The sequence below is a fragment of the Neobacillus sp. 114 genome (assembly GCF_030127045.1).
GTDB classification, from domain to species: domain Bacteria; phylum Bacillota; class Bacilli; order Bacillales; family Cytobacillaceae; genus Neobacillus; species Neobacillus rhizophilus.
This window is the reverse complement of record NZ_CP126144.1, coordinates 54,381-78,819: the sequence shown is the minus strand read 5'-3', so window position 1 is coordinate 78,819 and position 24,439 is coordinate 54,381. Positions and strand designations below refer to the sequence as shown.

General features: G+C 42.1%; 21 protein-coding genes. All 21 read right to left on the bottom strand.

From position 1 onward, the window contains the following. Positions 1–92: 92 nt before the first annotated feature. Positions 93–2,033, bottom strand: a complete 1,941-nt coding sequence (gene ftsH / locus QNN06_RS00385) for an ATP-dependent zinc metalloprotease FtsH (RefSeq protein ID WP_213121127.1) — start codon at positions 2,031–2,033, stop codon at positions 93–95. Positions 2,034–2,168: 135 nt separating this feature from the next. Beyond that, entirely contained in the window at positions 2,169–2,708 is a 540-nt protein-coding gene (gene hpt, locus QNN06_RS00380; protein WP_249367023.1) for a hypoxanthine phosphoribosyltransferase, read from the bottom strand. 25 nt (positions 2,709–2,733) lie between these two features. Beyond that, positions 2,734–4,119 carry a tRNA lysidine(34) synthetase TilS gene (gene tilS / locus QNN06_RS00375; RefSeq protein ID WP_213121128.1) on the bottom strand — a complete coding sequence of 462 codons (1,386 nt, stop codon included), beginning with the start codon at positions 4,117–4,119 and terminating at the stop codon, positions 2,734–2,736. Positions 4,120–4,394: 275 nt separating this feature from the next. After that, on the bottom strand, positions 4,395–5,408 hold the full coding sequence (locus QNN06_RS00370; RefSeq protein ID WP_284036741.1) for a protein kinase domain-containing protein: 1,014 nt from the start codon (positions 5,406–5,408) through the stop codon (positions 4,395–4,397). Then, positions 5,377–6,114 (bottom strand): VWA domain-containing protein, encoded by a 738-nt coding sequence (locus QNN06_RS00365; protein ID WP_284036740.1) that lies wholly within the window; start codon positions 6,112–6,114, stop codon positions 5,377–5,379. The genes QNN06_RS00370 and QNN06_RS00365 overlap by 32 nt, the downstream gene beginning before the upstream one ends. A 93-nt stretch (positions 6,115–6,207) precedes the next feature. After that, complete coding sequence (gene spoIIE, locus QNN06_RS00360) at positions 6,208–8,682, bottom strand: stage II sporulation protein E (protein ID WP_213121131.1); 2,475 nt, start codon at positions 8,680–8,682, stop codon at positions 6,208–6,210. 255 nt (positions 8,683–8,937) lie between these two features. Further along, positions 8,938–9,372 (bottom strand): S1 domain-containing RNA-binding protein, encoded by a 435-nt coding sequence (locus tag QNN06_RS00355; protein ID WP_213121132.1) that lies wholly within the window; start codon positions 9,370–9,372, stop codon positions 8,938–8,940. 93 nt (positions 9,373–9,465) lie between these two features. Beyond that, positions 9,466–9,849: an FtsB family cell division protein gene (locus QNN06_RS00350; RefSeq protein ID WP_217037419.1), complete on the bottom strand. Its 384-nt coding sequence runs from the start codon at positions 9,847–9,849 to the stop codon at positions 9,466–9,468. Between the two features lie 12 nt (positions 9,850–9,861). Next, positions 9,862–10,494, bottom strand: a complete 633-nt coding sequence (yabQ, locus tag QNN06_RS00345; protein ID WP_284036739.1) for a spore cortex biosynthesis protein YabQ — start codon at positions 10,492–10,494, stop codon at positions 9,862–9,864. After that, positions 10,491–10,793, bottom strand: coding sequence for a sporulation protein YabP (gene yabP / locus QNN06_RS00340; RefSeq protein WP_213121135.1), 303 nt, complete (start codon positions 10,791–10,793; stop codon positions 10,491–10,493). Before yabP ends, yabQ begins: the two co-directional genes overlap by 4 nt. Positions 10,794–10,906: 113 nt before the next feature. Next, complete coding sequence (locus QNN06_RS00335) at positions 10,907–11,185, bottom strand: RNA-binding S4 domain-containing protein (RefSeq protein WP_213121136.1); 279 nt, start codon at positions 11,183–11,185, stop codon at positions 10,907–10,909. Between the two features lie 77 nt (positions 11,186–11,262). Next, on the bottom strand, positions 11,263–12,735 hold the full coding sequence (gene yabN, locus QNN06_RS00330; RefSeq protein WP_284036738.1) for a bifunctional methyltransferase/pyrophosphohydrolase YabN: 1,473 nt from the start codon (positions 12,733–12,735) through the stop codon (positions 11,263–11,265). 1 nt (position 12,736) lies between these two features. Continuing rightward, positions 12,737–14,359, bottom strand: a complete 1,623-nt coding sequence (locus QNN06_RS00325; RefSeq protein WP_284036737.1) for a putative polysaccharide biosynthesis protein — start codon at positions 14,357–14,359, stop codon at positions 12,737–12,739. 202 nt (positions 14,360–14,561) lie between these two features. After that, positions 14,562–15,098, bottom strand: a complete 537-nt coding sequence (gene spoVT, locus QNN06_RS00320) for a stage V sporulation protein T (RefSeq protein WP_213121138.1) — start codon at positions 15,096–15,098, stop codon at positions 14,562–14,564. A 222-nt stretch (positions 15,099–15,320) separates the two neighbouring features. Then, complete coding sequence (mfd, locus tag QNN06_RS00315; protein ID WP_284036736.1) at positions 15,321–18,857, bottom strand: transcription-repair coupling factor; 3,537 nt, start codon at positions 18,855–18,857, stop codon at positions 15,321–15,323. 86 nt (positions 18,858–18,943) lie between these two features. Continuing rightward, positions 18,944–19,174 (bottom strand): anti-sigma-F factor Fin, encoded by a 231-nt coding sequence (fin, locus tag QNN06_RS00310; RefSeq protein ID WP_213121140.1) that lies wholly within the window; start codon positions 19,172–19,174, stop codon positions 18,944–18,946. Positions 19,175–19,299: 125 nt separating this feature from the next. Beyond that, on the bottom strand, positions 19,300–19,863 hold the full coding sequence (gene pth / locus QNN06_RS00305) for an aminoacyl-tRNA hydrolase (RefSeq protein WP_284037870.1): 564 nt from the start codon (positions 19,861–19,863) through the stop codon (positions 19,300–19,302). 706 nt (positions 19,864–20,569) lie between these two features. Further along, positions 20,570–21,205 (bottom strand): 50S ribosomal protein L25/general stress protein Ctc, encoded by a 636-nt coding sequence (locus tag QNN06_RS00300; RefSeq protein ID WP_284036735.1) that lies wholly within the window; start codon positions 21,203–21,205, stop codon positions 20,570–20,572. A gap of 242 nt (positions 21,206–21,447) precedes the next feature. After that, on the bottom strand, positions 21,448–22,404 hold the full coding sequence (locus tag QNN06_RS00295) for a ribose-phosphate diphosphokinase (RefSeq protein WP_213121142.1): 957 nt from the start codon (positions 22,402–22,404) through the stop codon (positions 21,448–21,450). Positions 22,405–22,428: 24 nt separating this feature from the next. Beyond that, on the bottom strand, positions 22,429–23,802 hold the full coding sequence (gene glmU, locus QNN06_RS00290) for a bifunctional UDP-N-acetylglucosamine diphosphorylase/glucosamine-1-phosphate N-acetyltransferase GlmU (protein ID WP_213121143.1): 1,374 nt from the start codon (positions 23,800–23,802) through the stop codon (positions 22,429–22,431). A 208-nt stretch (positions 23,803–24,010) separates the two neighbouring features. Further along, positions 24,011–24,301: a septation regulator SpoVG gene (gene spoVG / locus QNN06_RS00285; protein WP_003347151.1), complete on the bottom strand. Its 291-nt coding sequence runs from the start codon at positions 24,299–24,301 to the stop codon at positions 24,011–24,013. Positions 24,302–24,439: the final 138 nt, after the last annotated feature.

Below are 24,439 nucleotides of genomic sequence, written 5' to 3'. Positions count from 1 at the left end.
GGAAATTTTCATTTATATGCAAACATAATACCATATTTACATTACTGGTGAAAAAAAATAAGAGTGCTTCTGCTGAAGCACTCTTCTTCATTTTATTTATTTTCAGGATCGTTAGGGGCATCTTCCTTAACGTCTTCATCCTTTTTCATGTTTATGTTTACCTTCACATCATCTGCTTTTTTAGTATCTAAGCGAACAGATTCTAATTCAGCAGGATTTTCCGGCAAATGGCCATTTTCAATCAAATACTTAATTTGCTCTGCATTTAGTGTTTCCACTTCCAGCAGGGTTTTAGCAATAAGGTCAAGTTTATCACGATTTTCAGTAAGGATTTGTCGGCATCTTTCATAAGATTCCTTTATAATCCGTTGAATCTCAAGGTCAATTTCATAGGCGATAGCATCAGAATAATTTTGTTCATTATGAAGGTCACGTCCCAAGAATACCTGACCGCCTTGCGCCTGACCAAACTGAAGCGGTCCAAGCTTATCGCTCATTCCAAATTCCGTTACCATTCTACGGGCAATGCCGGTGGCACGCTGGAAGTCATTATGAGCGCCAGTGCTGACCTCACCAAACACAATCTCTTCTGCAACCCGTCCGCCTAATAGACCAACAATCTTATCAAGCAATTCGGGCTTTGTCATGAAGTAGCGATCTTCTCTCGGAAGCATCACGGCATAACCGCCTGCCTGCCCGCGCGGTACAATCGTTACCTTATGAACCATATCGGCTTCATCCAGGACTAAGCCGATAACAGTATGACCGCCTTCGTGGAAAGCAACAATCCGTCTTTCCTTTTCTGAAATGACTCGGCTCTTTTTCGCCGGTCCAGCAATCACGCGGTCAGTTGCTTCATCGATATCAACCATATCAATTTTCTTTTTATTTTGACGGGCGGCAACAAGGGCTGCCTCATTCAATAAGTTTTCCAGGTCTGCACCTGAAAAACCAGGTGTACGCATCGCGATATTTTTTAAATTAACAGCTTCATCTAACGGCTTATTGCGGGCATGGACTTTAAGCACTGCCTCACGGCCATTGACATCCGGACGGTCTACCGTAATCTGACGGTCAAAACGTCCTGGACGAAGTAATGCAGGGTCTAAAATATCTGGTCTATTGGTAGCCGCAATGATAATGATTCCTTCGTTAGCACCAAAGCCATCCATTTCGACAAGCAATTGGTTCAATGTCTGTTCGCGTTCATCATGCCCGCCGCCTAGACCAGCGCCGCGCTGACGTCCTACAGCATCAATTTCATCGATAAAAATAATACATGGTGCGTTTTTCTTCGCATTTTCAAACAAATCACGCACGCGGGATGCACCGACCCCGACGAACATTTCTACGAAATCAGAACCACTGATTGAGAAGAACGGAACTCCTGCTTCACCGGCTACTGCCCGGGCAAGCAAAGTTTTACCTGTTCCTGGAGGTCCGACTAACAGAACTCCTTTAGGAATCCGCGCGCCAAGCTCAGCAAACTTACGCGGGTCTTTTAAGAATTCAACAACTTCCACTAACTCGGCCTTCTCTTCATCTGCACCGGCAACATCTCTAAAACGGACCTTTTTCTTATCGTCGTTATAAAGTCTTGCTTTTGATTTCCCAAAGTTCATAACTCGGCTTCCGCCGCCTTGGGCTTGGTTTAATAAAAAGAAGAATAAAATAAAGATAATCACAAACGGAATAATCGAAGTAAAGAAAGTTACCCAGCCGCTTGTTTCTTTAGCAGGCATTACTTCTACCTTGGAATCAGCTTTATCAATGCGATCTAGGATTTTTTCGCTGTTTGGAATATAGGTAATAAACTTTTTATCACCAGCTTCCAACACTCCACGAACCTCATATACTCCCCGCTCAGGCTGCATCGAAAATGATTTAACTTCACCATTTTCCAGTTGTGTTACGAACTTATCATAGGAAATATGATCGGTTGGTTCATTGCTGCCATTAAAAAAGCTGACTACGCCAATAATGACTAAAAATATTAATAAATAAAAGATGGTATTACGGAAAATCCGATTCATCTCTTACCTCCTCCCGCGGGTAAAGACTATATTAAATAGTATCATAGAAAATCCTGTTAATTCAAGGAATTGCCCTCGCCATAGTAGGTTTTGGCCAGCGAGAATAATGCCTGGCTTTTTGGTTCCGATTAATGACTAATTGCTATATACTTCCGGTTTCAAAACACCAATATATGGAAGGTTCCGGTATTTTTCCATGTAATCCAAACCATAGCCTACCACAAATTCATCAGGAACAATAAAACCAACAACATCAGCTTGTATCTTGCTTTTTCTACCCGCCGGCTTATCCAGGAGCGTGACAATTTTTATGGATTTAGCCTTGCGGTAACGGAATAAATCGACTAAATAGCTGAGTGTTAAACCGCTGTCGATAATATCTTCGATAATTAAGATGTCTCTTCCTTCTACAGATGTATCCAAATCCTTAATTATTTTTACCTCTCCGGAGGAAACCATCGAGTTTCCGTAACTGGAAACATCCATAAAATCCATTTCCAAATAGCAATCCATTCGTTTTAACAAATCGGCCATAAAAGGCAATGCACCTTTTAAAACTCCAATTGCAAGGGGGAAGCGGTCTTTATATTCCTCGGTTAATTGAGCCGCTAACTCCTTTACTTTTTCTTGTATTTCCTCTTCTGATACTAATACTTCTTTAATATCCTGGTTCATTATTAGAGTGCCCCCTAGAAGATGTTTACTTAATATATGTAAGTAGTATATATTGTTTAGCTGACATTTCTATACCTTCATATGATGACTTTTTAAGACCTGGCAGCCATAGGATACTCCCTTCCCTGTCTGTTATGACCGGCCACGTATCCCTGTCATGAAGCGGGATTTTTTGGTCAATAAAGATATCTTTTAACTTTTTGGAACCTGTCATCCCTTTTAAGGTCATTCGATCGCCTTTTTTTCTTGTCCGTATGATAATAGGCCAATACAATCTCTCGGTTTCAAACACCGCCATATTGGCTGGAATATCAGCAATATCCAAACCGGTGTATTCCACTTTAACACTGGTGCCATTAGGCAGATTAATCATTCCAGGCTCATTCACCTCGATAAAGTATTGTTCCCCTTTAGCGGGCTTAAATTCAAAGGATAATTCCTGATAAGAACGGATTACTTTTAATCCACCCGGAAAATCCAATTTCCCCGATGGTCCGCCGCGCTGGATTAGATTAAAAACTTGGTCGATATGTATGGCTGAAAGATCTGCGCACCTTTTTTTGTAAAGATAGTTTAATATTAGTTGAATACCCCTTCTTTGTAAAGGCAAAGGCAATTCGATGAATCCCCCAATGTCAATCAAAATTTTATCGGCTTCTCTTTGTTTTTCTACTTTATTCATTTTTTCAATCGTTAATTCCTGAAGAAACGATTCATCCGCTTGCAGGTCTTCGCTAAATCGCTGAAACTGTTCATGGACAAGAGGATTTTCTGATTTTAAAAAAGGAAGAACTTCGCTGCGAAACCGATTTCTACTGTATACACCCTTTTTATTGCTTGGATCGATTCTTGGTGTAAGCTGATGCTTTTGGCAATACTGTTCAATTTCACCCTTTGTTACACATAAGAACGGGCGAAATATTGTGCCGAAATGGAAGGGGCGGGAGAAAGGAATGCCAGCCCTGGCCAAACCTGTACTGCCCCTTGTAAAGCGCATGAGAATCGTTTCAATCTGATCATCACCATGATGCCCAAGAGCCAAATAGGGGGCTTGATACTTTTCCATAACTTGTGAATAAAAGGAGTATCGTACTTCCCTGCCAGCTACCTGTGAGCTTTTCCCTTCCTCCTTCATGATGTCCGTTACATTTACCCGGGTCATTTCAAAAGGAACTCCATACTGTTCACAAAATTCCTTAACGAACATAGCATCCTCAAAGGATTCCTGGCCGCGAAACATATGGTCAATATGGGCAACTACAATTGTCAGGTTCTGTTTTTCCTTCTTCCTTAGCAGGAAGTCGAGCAGCGCCAACGAATCAGGCCCGCCTGAAACCCCGACGACAATTCTTTTATCTTTAAGCTTAAATGAATGCCGGTTAAGAAAGTCCTCAACCTTGGCTTCTAACATACAGATACACACTCTCTAAAATCAATGTTTTGAAAAAACTTAAGTTTAGAATACCACTCTTTTAGAGTAACTATCAAAATTATAGACCAGTTTGAAAAAGAAATATTTCATAAAAACCTGAACTCTTGTTATTTACGGAGAAAGAATAAAAAAGTTTCATTTTTTTGCTAATAAGAAAGAATAAAATTTTTCCAAATTTTATTCTTCCTTAACGCATAAATTCAACTACGCCTCTGTCATCGTCCTTACGGGCTCGCCAATCGGCGAGTTTTCATTTAAAGCAGTTTTAAAAAAATATATAGCCCATACAATACACTTAGCACTATGGCGATAAAGAAAAATTCTAGCCAGCCGCTTTTTTTCTTTTTCTTTCGGAAATCGCGGCGGGAAATGTTAATATTCCCTTTTGGGGATTGTGCTGAATGCTGGCTGGGTCTGCTTCCTTTGGATACCGGTTTGGAATCCTTTTTTGGCTGGTCGCTAATGGTGTCCAATAGGTCTGATCTCATTTGGCTGGCACTAGGATAATGTCCCATTAAAGCCTTTAGGATAACCCGTTCATAGCGATGCAGTTCCGGTTTTAAACGAATCGCCTCCCTTAATTGCTCTATTCCGCCTGTTGTTTTTTTAAAACGCTTAGGATATGCAGTATTAATCATCATCATCGCTGCCGAGAACAAATCATAGGTTGCTTCGGCCTTTCTGGAGCCCAAGCCCCAATAGCCGCGATCATAGAACTCCGTGAATTCTTTAATGGCTCTTCCCTCAATTGTTGTTCCGCCGACATCAATGCACCTGATTTTCGGAGGAGGTCCAGTCACAATCAGGTTTTCCGGCTTTAAGTCCCCAAAAATCCAGCCGCTGCCATGCAGCTTATCCAAATCATTTAATAATTGCAGGAACAAAATCGGCATCCATGATTTTCCCTTCTGCTCTAAAAAGGAAAGCAAATCGGGCCCCTGAATATATTCCATCACATAAAACGAAATAGGGCGGGAGTTCCCTCTGCCAACTTGCCAATCATCGACATCAAACAAAGAAGGCCCAAGGGTTTCTTGGCCCTGGACCTTTGCAAAGGATTTTAAAACGTTTACCTCAGACGTGATGGACATACCGTTATCGCTCATTTTTAGAGCGACCTGTGTATTATTATTCTTTGCAAGGTAGACCACCCCGTTTGCTCCAAATCCTAGTTCCTTTATGATTTTATATTGTTTGGAATGCCATCTCCCTGTAACATTTGTTCCCGGACTGAGTTTATATTGATTCTTCCATGTATGATTCATCATCGTCTGATAAGAGACTCCTTAATGATCGTTTTTGATTAAAGGACGTTAAAGCAGTCCGGATGGCTGGCCCAGTCGGCGTTATTCCCCCTGTAGTCAATTTGGAAAAGATGCTTGTCAAATTTTGTAGGTTTGGCGTCCAATCCAGTAATCTTTCGACATCATTCTTTTTCCCGGGAAATACATAAACAGAAAATTGGTTATCTCCTGACCTTGCGTTTAAGCTTAGTGAAAGGTCAAGCAGCGCCTCTTTTACGGTCGGAAGCTTTTGCTTCATGCTCGCGCTTGTATCGACAAGAATCAACACCTCTAATTCGACAGTCTCGCCGAGTTCGTCGACAATCTCCATCACTTCGCCTCTTTTTTCCGGGGGCAGGTCCTCCATTGTCTTGGAACGGCCGAGGATTTGCTGCAATTCCCGATTTACCACCCCTTGGATGGTTTGGTTCATTGCTTTTCTTGTGACCATTTGAACCGTTTGTGAGAGCGCCTCGGCATAGACTATCTGGCTCACGCCCCCGCCTGAAGCAGCGATTCCTTCTATTTCTGTCATTCCTTTTTCATCAATGACATCATGCTCCATTACACCAATGACATTGACGGTTATTCCCTGTTCATGAGCTAGTGCCGCCATCGCAATCGGGTCCTCACCCTGATTGGAGCAGCCATCTGTAATTAATAGGATTTGGCGAATCTTCCCTGTGTACATAACCTTCTCCCTCCACAAATGAATTGGTATCATTGTCGACGAGGGAAAAAATATTTATACATAAATTAGCAGAATCCGGCGTAAAATAATTAGTTACGCTTGGCGCTTCATCTTTTGAACAGGAATAGTTGCCCATTTCGGTGTATTATGTCTGATCTTTGCCACCATGACGGTCATATCATCGTCAATTATTTCTGATTTGGAGCGAATCACATCTTCTAGGATTAAATCAGCTACCTCTTGCGGGTCATCTGTTTCCAATTCAAGGATTTTCCGTTTCATCCATAAATCATAATTTTCTACATGCTTCGGCCCCTCAAAGACACCGTCGCTCATCATAATTAACAAGTCCCCTGCCTTTAACTGTTCATCCACTACATCTACCTCAAAATCCTGAAGAATTCCCATCGGCAGGTTGCTTGCCTGTATCTTAATGACTTTTTTCCCCCTTTTAATAAAGCTCGGCGTAGATCCTATTTTAAGAAATTTGGCAGATGCGTTTTTTAAATCGATCATCGCCAAGTCCAATGTGGAGAATATTTCATCGGTTGTCCGCAGTGAGAGGATGGAATTAACCGATTTGATGGCGATTTTTTCTTCAATGCCTGATTGAAGAATTTTTTGCAACAGCTTTAGTGTCTCATCACTCTCATAATGAGCCCGTTCGCCATTCCCCATTCCGTCACTGATGGCGAGCGCCATTTTTCCAAGTCCCAATTCAATTGTGGAATGGCTGTCACCGGACACTAAACCGCCATCCTTGGCAGCATGAGCTACACCCGTGTCGACCGTATAGGCCTTTGAAGACCTAAAGACAACATGGCAGAAGCCATTTGAATAGGTTGCACATTCCTCCAATCTAACCACAATCGTTTCCCCAAGAATATCGGACAGCATTGGGGCAATTAATTTTTCACACTCCCCGTGGCCATTGCAAAATGGAACAGACATTTCAATATCAACATTTCCCGGCTCCAAGCTGTAAATTTCCACCTGTTCAATATGGATGCCAAATCCTTGCATGGCCTCCATGATTTGCTCCTCCTGTTTGTAGTAATTTTCCCGCTCACGCTGGATTTCCTTGGCGAAATTGTTCATCACTTCGGAAACACCTAAAAGTTGGTCGGCAACCAGCTTTCGGCTTTCGTGTACTTTTTTCTTCAATTTTATATTGGCCTGGTAAAAGGTCAGTTCCTGGGCAATTGTTTCATACACCTTTTTTGGCCGCGAACAAAGCTTTTCCCATTCTCTTGACATCCTTAAAGAAATATTGCCGTCGTTTTGATCCATTTCATGAATAATTTCCTCCATGCAAGCATAGGTTGTACTAAAATTCTTTGCCCAGCACTGCTCTTTTTTAAAGCAGGTTTGGCATGTCTTTTCGGTTACATGACTCATGAAGTAATCCATTTCCCGTTCATCTTCATTTTCAACGGGAAATGCATCCGTTTGTGAAAAGCTTTTGGAGAGGGCATGAAAGACATTTGAAAATTGCGAAACCCTTTGGGCCGTTACATCGCGCATTTTTCTCATATATTTTTGCTGCTCAGCCATATGCTCGGGTGTTCCGGGTATATACTTTGCCAGCCTGGAGGTTAAGCTTTGGGGTGTTAACAGGAATAAACAAATAGCTGCCGCTGTTTCATAGATTGTCAACAGCAGTGAGCCGCCCCCTTCACCGTACATGCCAATCAGCAGGGTAGCGATAAACAAGCCAACGGATACACCAATCTTTTTTCCTTCCTTGAGGAGACCCCCTAAAACACCTGAGAAGGCTAATAGACTCATATGATAGAAACTCGACACACTTGCCAGGCTGAAAATTAGACCAGTGACAACCCCAACCGTTGACCCGACAGTTGCTCCTGCTATAAAAGAAAAGACGAGAACCAAATAACGGGACAAGACATGTTCAAGCGATAGATCATAGACCTTCCAGCCAATCGTTCCCGTCATAATCGAAGCCAGCATGATAATCAAGCAGACGATTTCTTCTGTTTTTAATAGCTGCCTGCGTTTATTAGCCGTTAGCAGTGGAATGCTCTGCAGGAAAATCATCGTCAAAATAAAAGCAAGGCTGGCCTGAACCCCAACCATCATGACATCATAAAGGGTTATGGCTCGGGAGAGAATAAAGGCTTCAGCCAATTTCGAAAGCCCTAAAATAATCCCCACAAAAAAGGGCAGTGCTCTCATTTCATTGTTCAGCCATTTTTGACTGATACGGTAAATAAATAAGAACAGAAAAGTGACAATAAAGGTAAAGGCGGCATTTCCTAATGACAGGGTAGCGGCCCCTGTAACCAGTCCAATCAGGGCGAGCGGTGCCCGATCCTTTTTAATGAAATAAACAGCAGCAAAAAAGGGAAGACTGAACGGAGTCAACTTTGCCAATATCAGGGCTCGTCCAAGTAAAAATCCCACGATTAATAATAGAAATCCCTTTTTAATAAAAAAGGACTCTAGCAAAAATTGAAGCTTTTTAAATCCATAGTTAAAATTCCATTTTGGCGTGTGAAGATTGACTTCCCCGATCGGTTCTATTAAACTCGCATTTGGCTTTTCCATATATCCACACTCCCGATTCATTATTGTTAGAATCTATTATAAGTTTGCTAGATTTAAAAGTTTGTCATAATAGTGAACGAGTTCAAAGAATCGTTCGACGGTTTTCACTATTTTCAATCAAATAATATTATCTATCTTAATTTGTTGTCATTATTTCAAAGTTTTTAATACATATTGGTACAAAAAAAAAGACCGGCCATTACGACCTGTCTTTTTGTAAAACCTGCTCTATTTGTTTAAAAAGTCTGCAGCAAGTTACCCCCGTCTAGCTCCTCTTCCGCCGCGCTTGGACTCGGTGTGCCGCTTTAGGGAAGATAAACGATCTTCACTGTCTTTTAAGAATCTTGCCATTTTTTGCTCGAAGGATTCCGGTCTATTATTATTACGATCGTTTGCCCTTCCCTGACGAGGACGTTGCGAATGGGAGTGTGAATGTTTTTTCTCTGGTTCCGGTCTATCTTTTGCTTTTTTGATGGATAGTCCAATCTTCCCATCTTTCTCAACATTAAGAACCTTCACTTCAACCTGGTCGCCAACTTTAAGATGATCATTGATATCTTTTACATAGTTGTCTGCGACCTCACTGATGTGAACGAGTCCAGTTGAACCATCCGGCAGCTCCACAAACGCTCCGAAATTTGTAATGCCTGTCACCTTTCCCTGTAACTTGCTGCCTACTTCGATTGACATAAAAAAAATGTTCCTCCTTAAAAATTTAAAAATCATCTTACTATATATTATACAGAAAGGCAAAATTGAGTGTCAATAACACTACATATTGGTTCATTTTTCCTTCTTTTCTTCTGGAATATTAAAGATTATTTCGTTCTTGTCCGAGAAAAAATACTCTTTGCGGGCAAGCTTCGCAATGTAATCATCATCATTTAATTTGACGATGTTCTCTTTTAATATCTTCTCTTGCTTTTTTAAATCTGCCAGCTGATGATCAAGCTTCCGCTTCTCCGCCACTTTCGCCTCCAAGATTCTTGTTTGGGAAAGATAACTGGATATCATAAAATAAGAAAGCAAACAGGCAAACACAAAAAACAGTGACAGCCGTCTGAGAAGCAGCTTTTTCCTGCGGGCTGATGCAATTTCAGCATATTCCTGCTGTTGGACATAAGCTGTTTGGATTTTTGATACTGCTTTTTGTCGTTCTGCTCCCATTTATATCCTTCCTTACTCTTTTCTTTTTCTCAACTTGTCCATCCACTTACTAATATAATTCACGATTCCCTTTGATTTTCCTGCCGTTCTATTATATAACTTCTCGACGGATTTTTTAATACCTTTCGGCAAAAGTTTCCAAAAAACAAACAAAATCTTCTTCACAATGACAAATAGCACGTTCAGGATATAAAGAAGGACCTTCCAAATAAATTTGACAAGGGATAATAACCCCCTGCCAAATGTTAATAGGATGGCGATGACAAGCTGGATCAGTCCGACAATTGGTTTATAAATCAAGAGGAGGAAGGTTCTTTTTGTAAATCGGGAGATGGAGATGACAGTCTCAATTAAAAGCTCCAGGAGCCTCAGGTACATCGCTTTTAATAAGCTTTGATAGGCAGCGAATCCACATAGAAGAGCTATAAAAATATAAAACCGCAATTCTCCGTTATTTGCTAAAAATAACGCATAAAAGATTAGTAAGGCTTGAATCATCCAAAATAACAGATCATTTAAAAATACAATCCAGCCTTTTCGATGGGGCCTCTTTAAAAACCGATGATACGTGTCAAGCATTGCCCCAAATAATGACCCCATGCCAATCATGGAAAGCATTGTCAGAAATTGCGTAGAAAGGGTCATCGGAACAACTTGCTAAAGAATCCTTTAGCCTTCTCCCCGTGGTGTTCATCAAGATAGACCAAATCAAATATTTTCCCTTTAATCGAAACAATCCCTTTTTCAACATCCAGGTTCTTCATTTGCAGGTTTTGTCCCTTGATCGCTAAAAAGCCCATTGAAGTTTCTAATAAAAACTCCTCATTATCAAAGCTTTCCACTTGCTTCACACCGGTAATATCAAGAAGCTTTCTTCCTCTCATAATCACATCGTGGTCAGGAATACTGCTTTTAGCAGGAGTATTATCATAATATTGGCTCATCCTTCATCCCTCACAATCATTTGTCCAGCTTCAGCGCCAAGGAGCTTCCGCTTTTCTATTTGTACAACCTTTTTGTACATTTCTATGTGTGAGGTAAAAGAATTAGAACATCATTAGTCGTTTTGCTCCTCGGAATAGCCGACCCGTTCTTCTTTTAGAATTGTATACATTTCTGCTGCTTCTTCCTTACGGGTAGTTTCCTGAATTCGTTCAATTCGGACGGTAATTCTCCTAGGGCCAAGGCGGAGTGTTAATTCATCTCCGACCTTTACAGTAGAGCTTGCTTTTGCCTCTTTACCGTTGATTTCAATTCTCCCTTGGTCTGACACTTCTTTTGCCAGTGTTCTTCTTTTAATTAACCTTGATACCTTTAAAAATTTATCTAAACGCATGTTAACTCGACCCTTTCTAAATCCCTTTTAATTTTGGGATAATTCCAGCATTGATGCATGAGAACCGTCCCCATGCATCATAGCCCTTTTAATTTTGCCTCATCCCAGTACTGATCCAATTCCTTGAGGGAATGGGCTTCGATAGCTTTTCCGCTCATCTTTACCTTCTCTTCAATGTACTGAAAACGCCGAATAAACTTTTCATTTGTTGCAAACAAAGCTTCTTCCGGATTAATTTTTAAAAACCGGGCGACATTGACAAACGCAAACAATAAATCGCCGAATTCTTTATTTGCACGGACATGACCCTCTTCCGTTCCATCAAGTTCGGCAATAAATTCATCCAGCTCCTCTTTAACTTTCTCCAAGGCAGGGCCAATTTCCTTCCAATCAAAGCCCACCTTTGCCGCTTTCTTTTGGAGCTCATAGGCGCGCAGCAGATTAGGCAGGGCCAGCGAAACTCCGGCAAGCAAGGAGACATCAGCGTGCTCCCCGCCTTTTTCCTGCTTCTTAATCTCCTGCCAATTCTTGACCACCTCATTGGCATTAGCCGCTTCAGCACCTCCAAAAACATGAGGATGGCGGCGGACCATCTTCGCGGACAAGCCTTCAATCACATCCTCAATGGAGAAATACCCATCATCCTCGCCAATTTGTGCGTGCAGCAAAACCTGCAACAGAACATCTCCCAATTCTTCGATGAGATGGTCAATATCCTCGCTATTAATCGCTTCAATCACTTCATACGTTTCTTCAATTAAATATTTCTTTAATGACTCATGGGTTTGTTCTTTATCCCATGGGCAGCCATTTGGTCCCCTCAAATGGGCAATAATGTTGCGCAGCTTGGGGAAGGTTCTCCATAAAATTTCTTCCTCCTGTACCGGAGGAACGTAGATGGACCTTAAATTATCAATAGATAAATTCCGGTCTACTTCATATAAAGGTACTTTCATAATTGACTCTTCTTGACTGCCTGCTGCAGAGACAATATATACCTCATAATCATCCGGAAGCTTCTCCATTAAGGTTAATTTCACATTCGAAGCAACAAAGGCATCATAGACCTGGCTGATGATGATATGCTGGTCTATTTGGAGCTGTCCCGCCTCAAGCGAGGTGCCGTCTAACAGCTGAAACCCGTCAATAGGGTCAATTTTTAAGGAAGTGAATAAAGCATCGATAAAGCTTTGACCTCCGCCAATGACAATTTCAACCCCGGCCTTTGCCCCATTTTCCAAAAGGATTTGGACCGTCCGCTCTGCTACAAGGGGATGCCCGGGCACAGCATAGGTTACTGATTCCGATTGCGCCTTCTCCAGCAAGTTTTCGGCAATTTCCTGATAGACATCCTCAAACTGCTCATGCTTTTCATAAACGGAATCAAAGGAAGTATAAACCATTCCTTCCTTCACTAACTCTGCGACTACCGGATGCTCCTTTGTTCGCAAAAAAAGCTGCTGTCCTTTTATAAGTTTTCGATAAACGCCGACCTGAAGCTGCTGCAGATCTCCTGCACCCAATCCGACAATTTCAATTTTTTTCGCCATATTATCTTCGATCCTTTCGAGCCATAAAATGAATGAGTTTACTGCCAAACGGGAAAAGGGCAAGCTCTTCCTCTAGAAAAGTGCGTCCTCTAATAATAATCAACGTGAATAGAATTCCACCAGAAAATACAGCACTTAAAGACTGGATAGCTGCACCAAAGCGGCTTAATCCAAGTGGTTCCAATAGAAGTCCTGCTAGGAACAACCAGCCTTTCAAAAAAAGAACCATAGCTAGCGCCGCCACCAAAACAGTCCTTATAAAACGAAGATGAAATAGCGGGAGGGGCGCAATTTTTTTAAAATGAATAAATAATAAAATGATAATAATACCGAGCGATAACAAAGTAGAAAGTGCTGCCCCCATTGTACCTAACGTTGGTACGAATATCATGTTTAATACATACTTAACAGGAAATATCGCTGCCACCGCCAAAGCTGGAAGGGCAAAGCTGCCTAATCCCTGGAGAATGGCAACAATCGTTGCAATCATTGATGTAAACAAAATAACAAAACTAAGCATCCCTAAAACATCTGAACCATAATCATTCTCAAACAGCATAGTGTTGGCCGGACGAATAATCGCCCATAATCCAGCAGAAGCCCCTACGCCAATAACGATACTTACTTTTAGCGCCAATTGAATTTTGTGGTGTAAAAATTCCGGTTTGGAAGCAAGCCTCTCGCGGCTAATCAACGGCACCAAAGTTAACGACATCGAAGAAGCCGCAATTGTTCCCAGCTGGATGAGCGGCTGGCCGCGGTCAAAGATTCCTTTTAAGCTTTTTGCCATATCCCCGGGGGTTCCATTCGAAACGAGCAGAGAATAGAGGTTTAAAGAATCCGCCATTTGAATAAAAATCATCAGCATGCCGCTTACACAAATAGTAAGTCCTTGAAACGTGAGCGCTTTAAAGATCCGCTTTACTTGAAGGGCGCTCGTCTTTAAATTACCTTTATTTGGCGCCATTAGTTTCCATTCTTTACGAATCCACAAAAACATAAACAAAATAAGCCCAGAAACCAAACTGCCTGTAATCGACCCAAACATCGCGCCCCCGCCGACAAGATAGAGGGAAACTCCTTTTTCCATTAACAGCCATGATAGAAAAAGAATCGTGACAACGCGGATTGTTTGTTCTGCCACTTGAGATAAAGCGGTCGGTACCATATCGCCTTTTCCCTGATAATAGCCCCGCAAAACCGAGACAAATGGAAAGGTTAAAAAAACTATCGAAACTACCCGGATGATGACGGCCAGATGAGGATCCTTCATCCAAAGAGACAGCTGACCGGCCCCAAAATAAAGAACAAGAAAACAAAGAAGGCCGAATATCTGCAAATAGATAAACGATAAAAATAGAAGAAGGCGTGACTTTTCCTGGTCGCCTTTTTCCAGCAGCTCAGCATACAGCTTTGATATGACAACCGGAAATCCGGTAGTAGAAAGAACAACAGCCACCCCATAAAATGGATAAACCTGCTGATATATGTAAAACCCGATATCCCCGACAATGTTTTGAAAGGGAATACGGTAAAAAGCACTTAAAATTTTGGTAATCAGTGCCGATAAAGCTAAAATAAAGGCCCCTTTAAACACAGCCTTTGAAGGATTGATATTTTTCACAGTTTCACCTGCCTAATTAGCATAAGCGCATCCATTATAAATGAAAACTCGGCGATTGGCGAGTCTGATAGGACGGTTCATGAGCCGTAGTTGAATTTATACGTTAAAGAAAGGGTGAAATTTTGTAAAAATTTCACTCTTTCTTATTAGCAAACATTAAAAAAGGCAGCGCTGGCTGCCTTTTTTAATGTTATACCGCATTTTATTGCTCCATTTGCCTAGCGAGGAAACCTGCGGCCGTTTCAACTGCCTTTTGTTCAACCTCACCAAGGGAGCCTTCCTTTGAAAAAATGATAACTGCCCCAATCGGGTCGCCATTTGCAATTATTGGCCCGATTGTATAAGATGTTACTGGTTCGTCGTTACCCTCAACCAAGGCAACATCGCCCTGCTGGGTACTGAGCATGGAGTTGCGATCCTCCATTGTTTTCTCGACTAAATCACTGATATTTTTATTTAAATAATCTTTCTTAGAACCGCCTGCAACAGCAATATACGCATCTCTATCACAAATTAAAACAGGATTACCGAGGCTGTCAAATAGGGCTTCAGCATATTCTTTGGCAAAATCGCTTAATTCGCTGATTGGTGAATACTTCTTTAAAATGACTTCTCCATCCCGGTCCACGAAGATCTCTAATGGATCCCCTTCACGGATACGCAGCGTTCTGCGTATTTCTTTAGGAATTACAACACGACCCAAATCATCGATTCGACGAACTATTCCAGTTGCTTTCATCCAATGTTGCCTCACTTTCATCTGATGATTTTTCAACTTGGTGAGTGACTTAATTTCCTTTAATTGAAATCATCACCAACTTTGAACTTAGTATCTTTCAACTGGAAAGTTCTATTCACATAGGACATATTTTTTTCACATATTCAGGAAAGATTCCCAACATCACATAAAAGGGCCTGAACCCCGCTTTAATGCGTTAATGTTGGGGTCAGGTCCTTTTCGTTAATTTACAGGATTTCCCTGTTCTTTTTTCGCCAAAGAAATTCCCTTGATCATTTCAAACACAATATTAAGCCATTGTGCAGTCTCAAGGTCCTTTGTTTTAATCATGATTTTCAGCTTACGTCCTTCCATGCCCGGGGTAACGGCTCTTCCAAAGCGGTTGCCAATATGGAAAAGCTTGCTGCCTTCAATCGTGTTTGTCATTTCTTCCGTTAATAAAATCGTGACATCCTGCTTGACCTGTTTAATCAGCTCTACGCCATTTTGGATGGCGTATACCTTCATTTCGGCAATTTGGAATAGGTAGCCGACCTCGTCAGGATATTCACCAAAGCGGTCGAGCATTTCAGACTGCAGCTCGTCAATATCCTCAAGTGCCAAAGCTCCTCTGAAGCGTTTATACATTTCGATTTTTTGATGGCCGTCCCGGATATAGGAATCTGGAATATAGGCATCAATTTCAAGGTCAATTTCCACTGAAGGTTTTGCCTCAGCCTTAAGGTCACCCTTCCGTTCCTCAATTGCCTCTTTGAGCATTTGCGAATAAAGGTCAAACCCTACTGAATCAATAAATCCATGCTGCTGGGCGCCGAGTAAATTTCCTGCACCGCGGATGGACAGGTCCCTCATCGCAATTTTAAAACCGGAACCTAACTCGGTAAATTCTTTTATCGCCTCGAGGCGTTTTTCAGCTACCTCTGTCAAAACCTTATCCTTCCGATATGTGAAATAAGCATAGGCCACCCTGTTTGATCTTCCGACCCGGCCGCGGAGCTGATAAAGCTGGGAGAGTCCCATGCGATCGGCATCATGGACAATCAAAGTATTAACATTCGGTATATCGACACCTGTTTCAATAATGGTCGTACTGACAAGGACATCGAAATCACCCGCCAAAAAACCAAGCATCACCGATTCAAGCTCGTTTTCCGACATCTGACCATGGGCAAAGGTGACCTTTGCGTCCGGCACCAGCATGGAAATTTCCTCTGCCTTCCGGTCGATATCCTCGACGCGGTTATATAAAAAGTATACTTGTCCGTCGCGGGCAAGCTCGCGCTCAATCGCTTCCCTTACCAAGGCACCATTGTATTCCATTACATAGGTCTGCACTGGGAAACGGTTTTCCGGCGGCGTTTCAATGACCGATAAGTCCCTTACGCCAAGCATCGACATATGCAGCGTTCTTGGGATTGGTGTCGCCGTTAAGGTTAACACATCAATATTTGTTTTCAGTTTTTTGATTTTCTCTTTATGTGAAACACCAAATCTTTGTTCCTCATCAATAATTAACAATCCCAAATCATGATAAACAATGTCTTTTGAGAGCAGGCGATGGGTGCCAACGACTATATCCACAGTTCCTGCCTTCAGCCCTTTGATTGTTTCTGTTTGTTGTTTTTTCGTACGGAACCTGCTTAATAAGCCGATATTAATCGGAAAGTCTTGAAATCTCTCTCTTAATGTTTCGTGATGCTGCTGTGCTAAAATCGTCGTCGGTACAAGGAATGCCACCTGTTTACCGTCAGCAATTGCTTTAAAAGCGGCGCGGATAGCGACCTCTGTTTTCCCATAACCGACATCGCCGCATAATAACCGGTCCATTGGCCGCGGCCGTTCCATATCCTTTTTGATTTCATGAATCGACCGAAGCTGGTCATCTGTTTCACGATAAGCAAATGATGTTTCAAACTCCCGCTGCATATCCCCATCCGGTGTAAAGGCGTAACCGACTGCCGCTTCCCGCTCGGCATATAATTTGATTAAATCGTCGGCTATATCCTCTACCGATGATTGAACCTTTTTCTTTACCTTCTTCCAATCGGTACCGCCGAGTTTATAGATTTTCGGCTCTTTTCCTTCAGAACCGACATACTTCTGGACAAGGTCGATTTGTTCTACAGGTACATAGAGTTTATCAGTCCCTTGATAGCGGATATGTAGATAATCCTTATGAATCCCGTTTATCACAAGAGTTTCAATGCCTAAATACTTTCCTATTCCATGATTCACATGAACAACATAATCGCCAATCTTCAACTCCGAGTAGCTTTTAATCCGCTCGGCATTGGATAGCTTTTGACGGCTGGAGGACCGTTTCACCCGTTTATTAAAGAGCTCTTCCTCCGTAATAACGGCAATTTTCTGAATTGAAAGTTCAAACCCCGTCTGCAGATTTCCCCTTATAATCTGGGTTTTCCCCGGTAAAAGCTGCTGGTTCTCGGAGGTAACATTTGCGTCAATTTCATAGTCTTCGAGCACCCGTTCTAGCTTGGCAACTCTCTCTTCGTTAGCCCCTAAAAATAAAATGGTATAATTCCCTTTTTTCCATCTTTCTATTTCTGATTTCAACAAATGCATCTGCCCGTGAAAATTCTGCATCGACCGGCAGGAAATATTAATAATATTTTGCGGGCTGGTATTGGCCACATGCCGTAAAAATAACGACATATAAAGAATTGGAAATTGCTTTCTTTGCAAAAACGCCTGCAAATCGTGGGATATTTGTACATCATGGATAATTTGCCCTTCAGCAAGTAAAGCTGTATACCACTCTGCCTCCTCTTTCACAAGGGATTCATTCATCTCTTGAATCCTGCTGATTTCATCGATTATAACCAGCCCGTTCTTAGGCAGATAGTCTAGTAAACTACTAGGGGTTTCATAGGCCAGTGACAGGTATTTAAAAACCTGATCGGGCTTTTGGCCATTTTTCAACTGCTCGAGTTCGAAGCTAATATTTTGGCTAAGTTCGATTTTTGCTTTATCATTTTTTAATTTCCTTAGACTAATCCCTAAACCATCTTCTATTTTTCCAACCATGCGGCTATAATGTTCTGCCTCTAATAATACCTCTGTTGCTGGTCCGATAAAGACCTCGGACACCTTTTCCTTTGATCTTTGGTCCTCTAGAGAAAAATAACGAATTGAATCGATTTCTGTATCAAACAGTTCAATGCGCAGCGGGTTTTCCTCTGTTAATGGATAAATATCAATGATGCCGCCTCTTACACTAAATTCACCCGGTGTGGATACCATTTCTCCCCGTACATACCCCATTTGCACGAGGATGTTTAACAAAGAATCAAGATTGATATCTTCTCCTACTTTTAAGGAAAGCTGGTATTTTTCCCACAGTGATTTTGGAGGGAGGATTTTCTTTAATCCGGCAATCGGGACAATCATGATTCCCCTGGTCTGTTTGCTCCAATAATTTAAAGCTTCCATCCGCTGCGCCTTGAGCTCTGGACTGGCAATGCTCATTTCAGCAGCAATTAACTCATTTGCAGGAAAAAGAAAAACTTCCTTTTCATTCACTAAATTTGCAATGTCATCATAAAGTTTTTGTGCCTGCAGCAAATTATGGGTGACAACCATTATTGGTCTTTTCATTTTTTCGTAGATTGCAGCTGTCAGCACTGTTCTCGATGAGCCGGATAGGCCCGCAATAAGCTGTTCCCTTAAGCCCTCTTCTACTCCGGAAATAACCGAGTAAATATCTTCCTGCTGAAGGAATAGTGATTTTAACCCCTCCAAAGTTTCTCCTCCTCCCGTACATGTTTGCATCTATCAAGTTCATTTCTTAAATAGAAAAACGCTTTGGATTTCCCCTCCAAAGCTGGTTAATGAATAAGATAATCATATTGGTGAAAATCTGGATTCTTCTCTAATGCTTCCTGACAGTCCTCGCAAATTGCCTTTATATGAATATCTCCTGAATTATCATAAGTAACCATATCCTGTCTCTCTTGGTCCGTTAATCTATGAAGTCCAAGCGCTTCTGAATGGATGGACGTTTGCTGAATTGAACCAATATTTGAGCCACAATGGCGGCAATGGTAATGGATGGCCATACAATCCCTCCTGATCTCAAGATTCCTTGATAATAGTATGAACCTTGCAGGAGGAACTTATTCATTCTCAACTCTCCCGTTTCTTGTCTTTATTGTATGAAAGATCCTTCTTTATCATGAACAATTCACTGATTATAATCGTTCATAACCTGCAAAAATGGCCGTTCCAGCCATGCCTCACAGGCATCTGCACTTTTTTCCACCGCTTCTTTGATTGGCTGCTGCTCTTCGGGGAGGAACCTTCCCAGCACATAGTCAGGAACGCTGATTCCCGGTGGATGCGGCCGGTCAATTCCAATCCGGATACGGTTAAAGGCTTGAGTGCCAAGATGGGCCACTGTTGATTTAATGCCATTATGACCGCCTGGACTCCCCTTTTGGCGCAGGCGGATTTTCCCAACCGGCAAATCAAGGTCATCATAGATAACGACAAGGTCTTCTAACTCTATTTTATAATAATCCATCACCGCGCTGATAGATTCTCCAGATAAATTCATATAGGTCAGCGGCTTTAACAGCAATACCTTTTCCCCTTTGTGATTGCCCATGCCGTACAAACCTTTAAATTTTGACTGATTAAGGGGGATTTGCAACCGGTTTGCCAACTCGTCAATGACTTCAAAGCCGACATTGTGCCGGGTTTGATCGTACTGTTTCCCGGGGTTGCCTAATCCAACGATTAATTTCATAGGGACTCCCGCCTCCTCTTCCTGTTTCGCCCGCCTGTTAAAAAATTTTCGAAACATAATGTTATCCTCTTTTTTCAAAGATTGGGCTCAGTTTGGGCCCCAATAACCTTTATTGGTGACCTTTTCTCTGATTTCGGGACCGGTTGCCCTTATTGGCGACCTTTTTTCATTTTCCAGAACCGGTTTGGGCTCCAATAGCCCTTATTGGTGACCCTTTTTCCATTTTTCAGAACCGGTTTGGGCTCCAATAGCCCGTATTGGCGACCTTTTTCCATTTTTCAGAACCGGTTTGGGCTCCAATAGCCCGTATTGGTGACCCTTTTTTCATTTTTCGGAACCGGTTTGGGCTCCAATAGCCCTTATTGGCGACCTTTTTTCATTTTCCAGAACCGGTTTGGGCTCCAATAGCCCTTATTGGCGACCTTTTTTCATTTTTCTGAACCGGTTTGGGCTCCAATAGCCCTTATTGGCGACCTTTTTTCATTTTTCTGAACCGGTTTGGGCTCCAATAGCCCTTATTGGCGACCTTTTTTCATTTTTCCGAACCGGTTTGGGCTCCAATAGCCCTTATTGGTGACCCTTTTTCCATTTTTGTAACCAGTTTGAGCTCCAATAACCTTTGTTATTAACGGCATGCTCCTCCCGCACTTCTCCTTTAAGGATAATGCAACAAAAGACGTAACCTAAAGCTAGGTTACGTCTATTTCTATTCTTTCCCTTCAGGCTCTGTTTCCCTGCCTTCTTCGTTGTCAGGGTGGCCGCCCTCCTGCTGCTCGCCAGCATTAATTTCCACTTCTACCTTCGGAGGCAGAATGGAGGCAATTACTTCACTATCCTCATGATTAATCGTAAAATCAAAGGCTGGAATATCCCCCGCCAGAATAGTTTCGCCTACCTGCAAATGAGAAACATCTACTTCAATCTGCGGCGGAATATTGTCTGGTGTGGTCGTGATGGAAAGCTGATGCAATGGCTGCTGCAGAACGCCGCCGTCCTTCACGCCCGCTGCTTCTCCAGCCAAAACAAGTCTAACATCAACTGTTACTTTTGATGACTTATCAACGGCTAGAAAATCAACATGAATAACTTCTTTTTTAATGGCATCCTCTTGGTAAGCCGTTAATATAACATCCTGTTTGCTGCCATCAACATCGAGTGAAATGATTCCGTTTCTGCCTACAGCGCGAATGGTTTTTGTAAAATCAGCCCCACTGACAAACACCGGCTTGCTCTCAACTTTTGCTCCATATACCACAGCAGGGATATTGCCGTTATCGCGGATTTTCCTCAATTCCGAACGGCGCAGCTCCTTCCGCTCCTTCGCTTGTAAAACAGTACTCATGTATAGTCCACCTTCCTATTTCATTTATCTATATAAAATTTCCCCAAAAAAGGAAGGTCTAAACATATTTGTACTGTTTCTTTTTAGAAAAGCGGAAGGCGCCCGCCTATCGGCGACAAGCACAAGACGAGCCGGCCGAAAGGTTGCTTTTTAACCTTTTGGACGGATTGGCTTGTGACCTCGAGCCGATGGCGCCTGGAGCTAGACAATAGAAAAGCGGGACTGTTCACCTTAGATTAATCTTAATCAAACAATGTGCTGACTGATTGCTCTTCGTGGATGCGAATAATCGCTTCGCCGATTAATGGCGCAACAGACAAGCTTTGGATTTTTTCAATTTTCTTTTCTTCCGGAAGATCAATAGAATTTGTTACAACCAATTCTTTGATTTTGGAATTCTGAATTCTTTCAATGGCAGGGCCCGATAAAACTGGATGTGTACAGCAGGCATAAACTTCCTTTGCCCCGTTTTCTACTAACGCGTTAGCGGCAAGGGTAATGGTCCCTGCTGTATCAATAATATCATCAATTAAAATGGCAACTTTGCCTTCAATGTTACCAACGATATTCATAACCTCTGCCACATTTGGTCTTGGACGGCGTTTGTCGATAATTGCGATTGGCGCCTTGAGGCGTTCAGCCATTTTTCTGGCTCTCGTTACGCCGCCATGGTCTGGCGAAACAACCACAATATCACCATTTAATTCTTTATTTCTAAAGTATTCCGATAAAATCGGCACACCCATAAGATGGTCGATTGGAATATCGAAAAATCCTTGGATCTGCGGTGCATGCAAATCAAGGGTCAGCACGCGGGTCGCACCGGCAGTCTCAAGCAGATTGGCCACTAATTTCGAAGTGATTGGTTCACGGGCGCGCGCTTTCCGGTCCTGACGGGCATAGCCATAATACGGCATAACAATATTGATTGTTTTGGCAGAAGCCCTCTTTAGCGCATCAATCATGATTAATAGTTCCATGATATTTTCATTTACTGGTGCACTTGTCGATTGGATGACATAGACATCACAGCCGCGGATACTCTCTTCAATATTAATTTGAATTTCACCGTCACTGAATCTTGTAACCGAGCTCTTTCCAAGCTCTACCCCAATAACCTTTGCAATTTCTCTAGCTAGTGCAACATTGGAGTTTAAACTAAATACCTTTAAATTTGGATCTAAATATTGGTTCGACATGAGGGCCCTCCATTTTAATTTCGCTTATTTCTTTATATTTAGCTTTTCAACATAATTTTCTTTATTCACTTGATGTGCTCTGGCAATCGCCAATGCATTTCCAGGAACATTCTTTGTGACAGTGGAACCAGCAGCTACATAAGCTCCTTCGCCAATCGTGACTGGAGCAACCAAGTTGGAATTACAGCCAATAAACACATGATCTTCAATCTTTGTTAAATATTTATTTTTACCATCGTAATTAACCGTGATAGAGCCGCAGCCGATATTGACGTCGCTGCCAACCTCCGCATCACCGATATAGCTCAGATGGGACGCTTTGCTTCCTTGACCGAATACAGCCTTTTTGATTTCCACAAAGTTGCCGATTTTCACCTCATCAGCAATTGCTGAATCCGGGCGGATATGGGCGAACGGCCCAATATTGACATGGGAGCCAATCGAACTATTATAAGCGGCAGATTGACGGATAACCGTCTCATCGCCAACATGGCAGTTAGCAATTTCTGAATGTGGGCCAATGATGCAATCTGCCCCGATAACAGTTTCACCTTTTAGGATTGTTCCTGGATGGATTACCGTATCAGGTCCAATTTGTACATCAGCTTCGATATAGCTGTTTTGCGGGTCAATTATGGTTACCCCATTGCGCATTTGGGCTTCATTAATGCGCCCACGCATAATCCGTTCTGCTTCTGCCAAAGCCACGCGGTCATTAACCCCTAGAGTCTCATCCAAATCTTCAGTTTGGTAAGCTGTAACGATTTCTCCCTGCTTCTTCAAGATTTCAATAACGTCCGGTAAATAATATTCTCCCTGCACATTATCATTTGAAACATTTTTCAGTGCTTCGAATAAAGCCTGATTGTCAAAGCAGTATGTTCCTGTGTTTATTTCGTTGATCTTCCGCTCTTCTTCCGTGGCATCTTTATGCTCCACGATTTTTTCAACAAAACCACTTTCATTGCGAACGATACGGCCATAACCGGCAGGATTGTCGATTTTTGCCGTAAGAATCGAGGCTTTTGCCTTTGCTTCTACATGCTCTTTAAATAAAGCCTCCATCGTTTCTGCTTTAATGAGCGGCGTATCTCCGCATACGACAATCGTTGTTCCCTCTTTTCCCTCAAGCATGCTGGCAGCCTGCATCACCGCATGAGCTGTCCCTAGCTGCTTTTCTTGCAGGGCATACAGACTCTCATCACCTAATTGGGCCCGTACTTTTTCGGCACCATGGCCGATGATGGTCACGATATCCTTAATATCAAGTTTTTTGACTTGATCTACAACATGCTGTACCATTGGTTTTCCGCACACTGGGTGCAATACCTTATAAAGCTTTGATTTCATCCGCGTTCCTTGCCCGGCGGCCAAAATCACAGCATAACGATTTGACATGGACTGATCCTCCATTTTTCAACCTTCTTATCCATAAAAAATATTATCGTAAATAGGAACTCATTTCAAGGAATGAACGATATGTGTCTAATGTCATAATATTGCGTTTTTTCCGATTGGGATAATTATTTGTGAGGGGAGGACGAGGGGGGATTTTTTAAATAATAAAAAGAGCCTTACTCAGAAGAAAGGCCCTAGTTGATTATCTTCAGGAAGCTCCGGCTTCTTCGAATTCTACTTCCAATTCACCTAAACGGTGGTACTCAGCCAATACAGCTTCTTGGATTTTTCCACGTGTTCCTGAATTGATTGGATGCGCAATATCACGAAATTCTCCATCAGGAGTCCGTTTACTTGGCATAGCGACAAACAAACCGTTGTTTCCGTCAATAACGCGAATGTCGTGAACCACGAACTCATTATCTAATGTGATTGATGCAATCGCTCTCATGCGACCGTCGGTATTAACGCGGCGCAGTCTTACGTCAGTTACTTCCATGTGCTCACACCCTTTTCTCAATGTTAGATTAATAATTCAACAAGATTTTGCGTTTTCCTTCTTTATTTTTAAAAAATTTTTTGAAAAATTAGGGCAAATTGGTGAACATTTGTAAATTTTGGATTTTTGCTGACAAAA

Bases quoted from the DNA above. Each gene is read 5' to 3' on its own strand.
- ftsH (WP_213121127.1), bottom strand. From the start codon at position 2,033: ATGAATCGGATTTTCCGTAATACCATCTTTTATTTATTAATATTTTTA.
- hpt (WP_249367023.1), bottom strand. From the start codon at position 2,708: ATGAACCAGGATATTAAAGAAGTATTAGTATCAGAAGAGGAAATACAA.
- tilS (WP_213121128.1), bottom strand. From the start codon at position 4,119: ATGTTAGAAGCCAAGGTTGAGGACTTTCTTAACCGGCATTCATTTAAG.
- QNN06_RS00370 (WP_284036741.1), bottom strand. From the start codon at position 5,408: ATGATGAATCATACATGGAAGAATCAATATAAACTCAGTCCGGGAACA.
- QNN06_RS00365 (WP_284036740.1), bottom strand. From the start codon at position 6,114: ATGTACACAGGGAAGATTCGCCAAATCCTATTAATTACAGATGGCTGC.
- spoIIE (WP_213121131.1), bottom strand. From the start codon at position 8,682: ATGGAAAAGCCAAATGCGAGTTTAATAGAACCGATCGGGGAAGTCAAT.
- QNN06_RS00355 (WP_213121132.1), bottom strand. From the start codon at position 9,372: ATGTCAATCGAAGTAGGCAGCAAGTTACAGGGAAAGGTGACAGGCATT.
- QNN06_RS00350 (WP_217037419.1), bottom strand. From the start codon at position 9,849: ATGGGAGCAGAACGACAAAAAGCAGTATCAAAAATCCAAACAGCTTAT.
- yabQ (WP_284036739.1), bottom strand. From the start codon at position 10,494: ATGACCCTTTCTACGCAATTTCTGACAATGCTTTCCATGATTGGCATG.
- yabP (WP_213121135.1), bottom strand. From the start codon at position 10,793: ATGAGCCAATATTATGATAATACTCCTGCTAAAAGCAGTATTCCTGAC.
- QNN06_RS00335 (WP_213121136.1), bottom strand. From the start codon at position 11,185: ATGCGTTTAGATAAATTTTTAAAGGTATCAAGGTTAATTAAAAGAAGA.
- yabN (WP_284036738.1), bottom strand. From the start codon at position 12,735: ATGGCGAAAAAAATTGAAATTGTCGGATTGGGTGCAGGAGATCTGCAG.
- spoVT (WP_213121138.1), bottom strand. From the start codon at position 15,098: ATGAAAGCAACTGGAATAGTTCGTCGAATCGATGATTTGGGTCGTGTT.
- fin (WP_213121140.1), bottom strand. From the start codon at position 19,174: ATGGCCATCCATTACCATTGCCGCCATTGTGGCTCAAATATTGGTTCA.
- pth (WP_284037870.1), bottom strand. From the start codon at position 19,863: ATGAAATTAATCGTTGGATTAGGCAACCCCGGGAAACAGTACGATCAA.
- QNN06_RS00300 (WP_284036735.1), bottom strand. From the start codon at position 21,205: ATGAGTACTGTTTTACAAGCGAAGGAGCGGAAGGAGCTGCGCCGTTCG.
- QNN06_RS00295 (WP_213121142.1), bottom strand. From the start codon at position 22,404: ATGTCGAACCAATATTTAGATCCAAATTTAAAGGTATTTAGTTTAAAC.
- glmU (WP_213121143.1), bottom strand. From the start codon at position 23,802: ATGTCAAATCGTTATGCTGTGATTTTGGCCGCCGGGCAAGGAACGCGG.
- spoVG (WP_003347151.1), bottom strand. From the start codon at position 24,301: ATGGAAGTAACTGACGTAAGACTGCGCCGCGTTAATACCGACGGTCGC.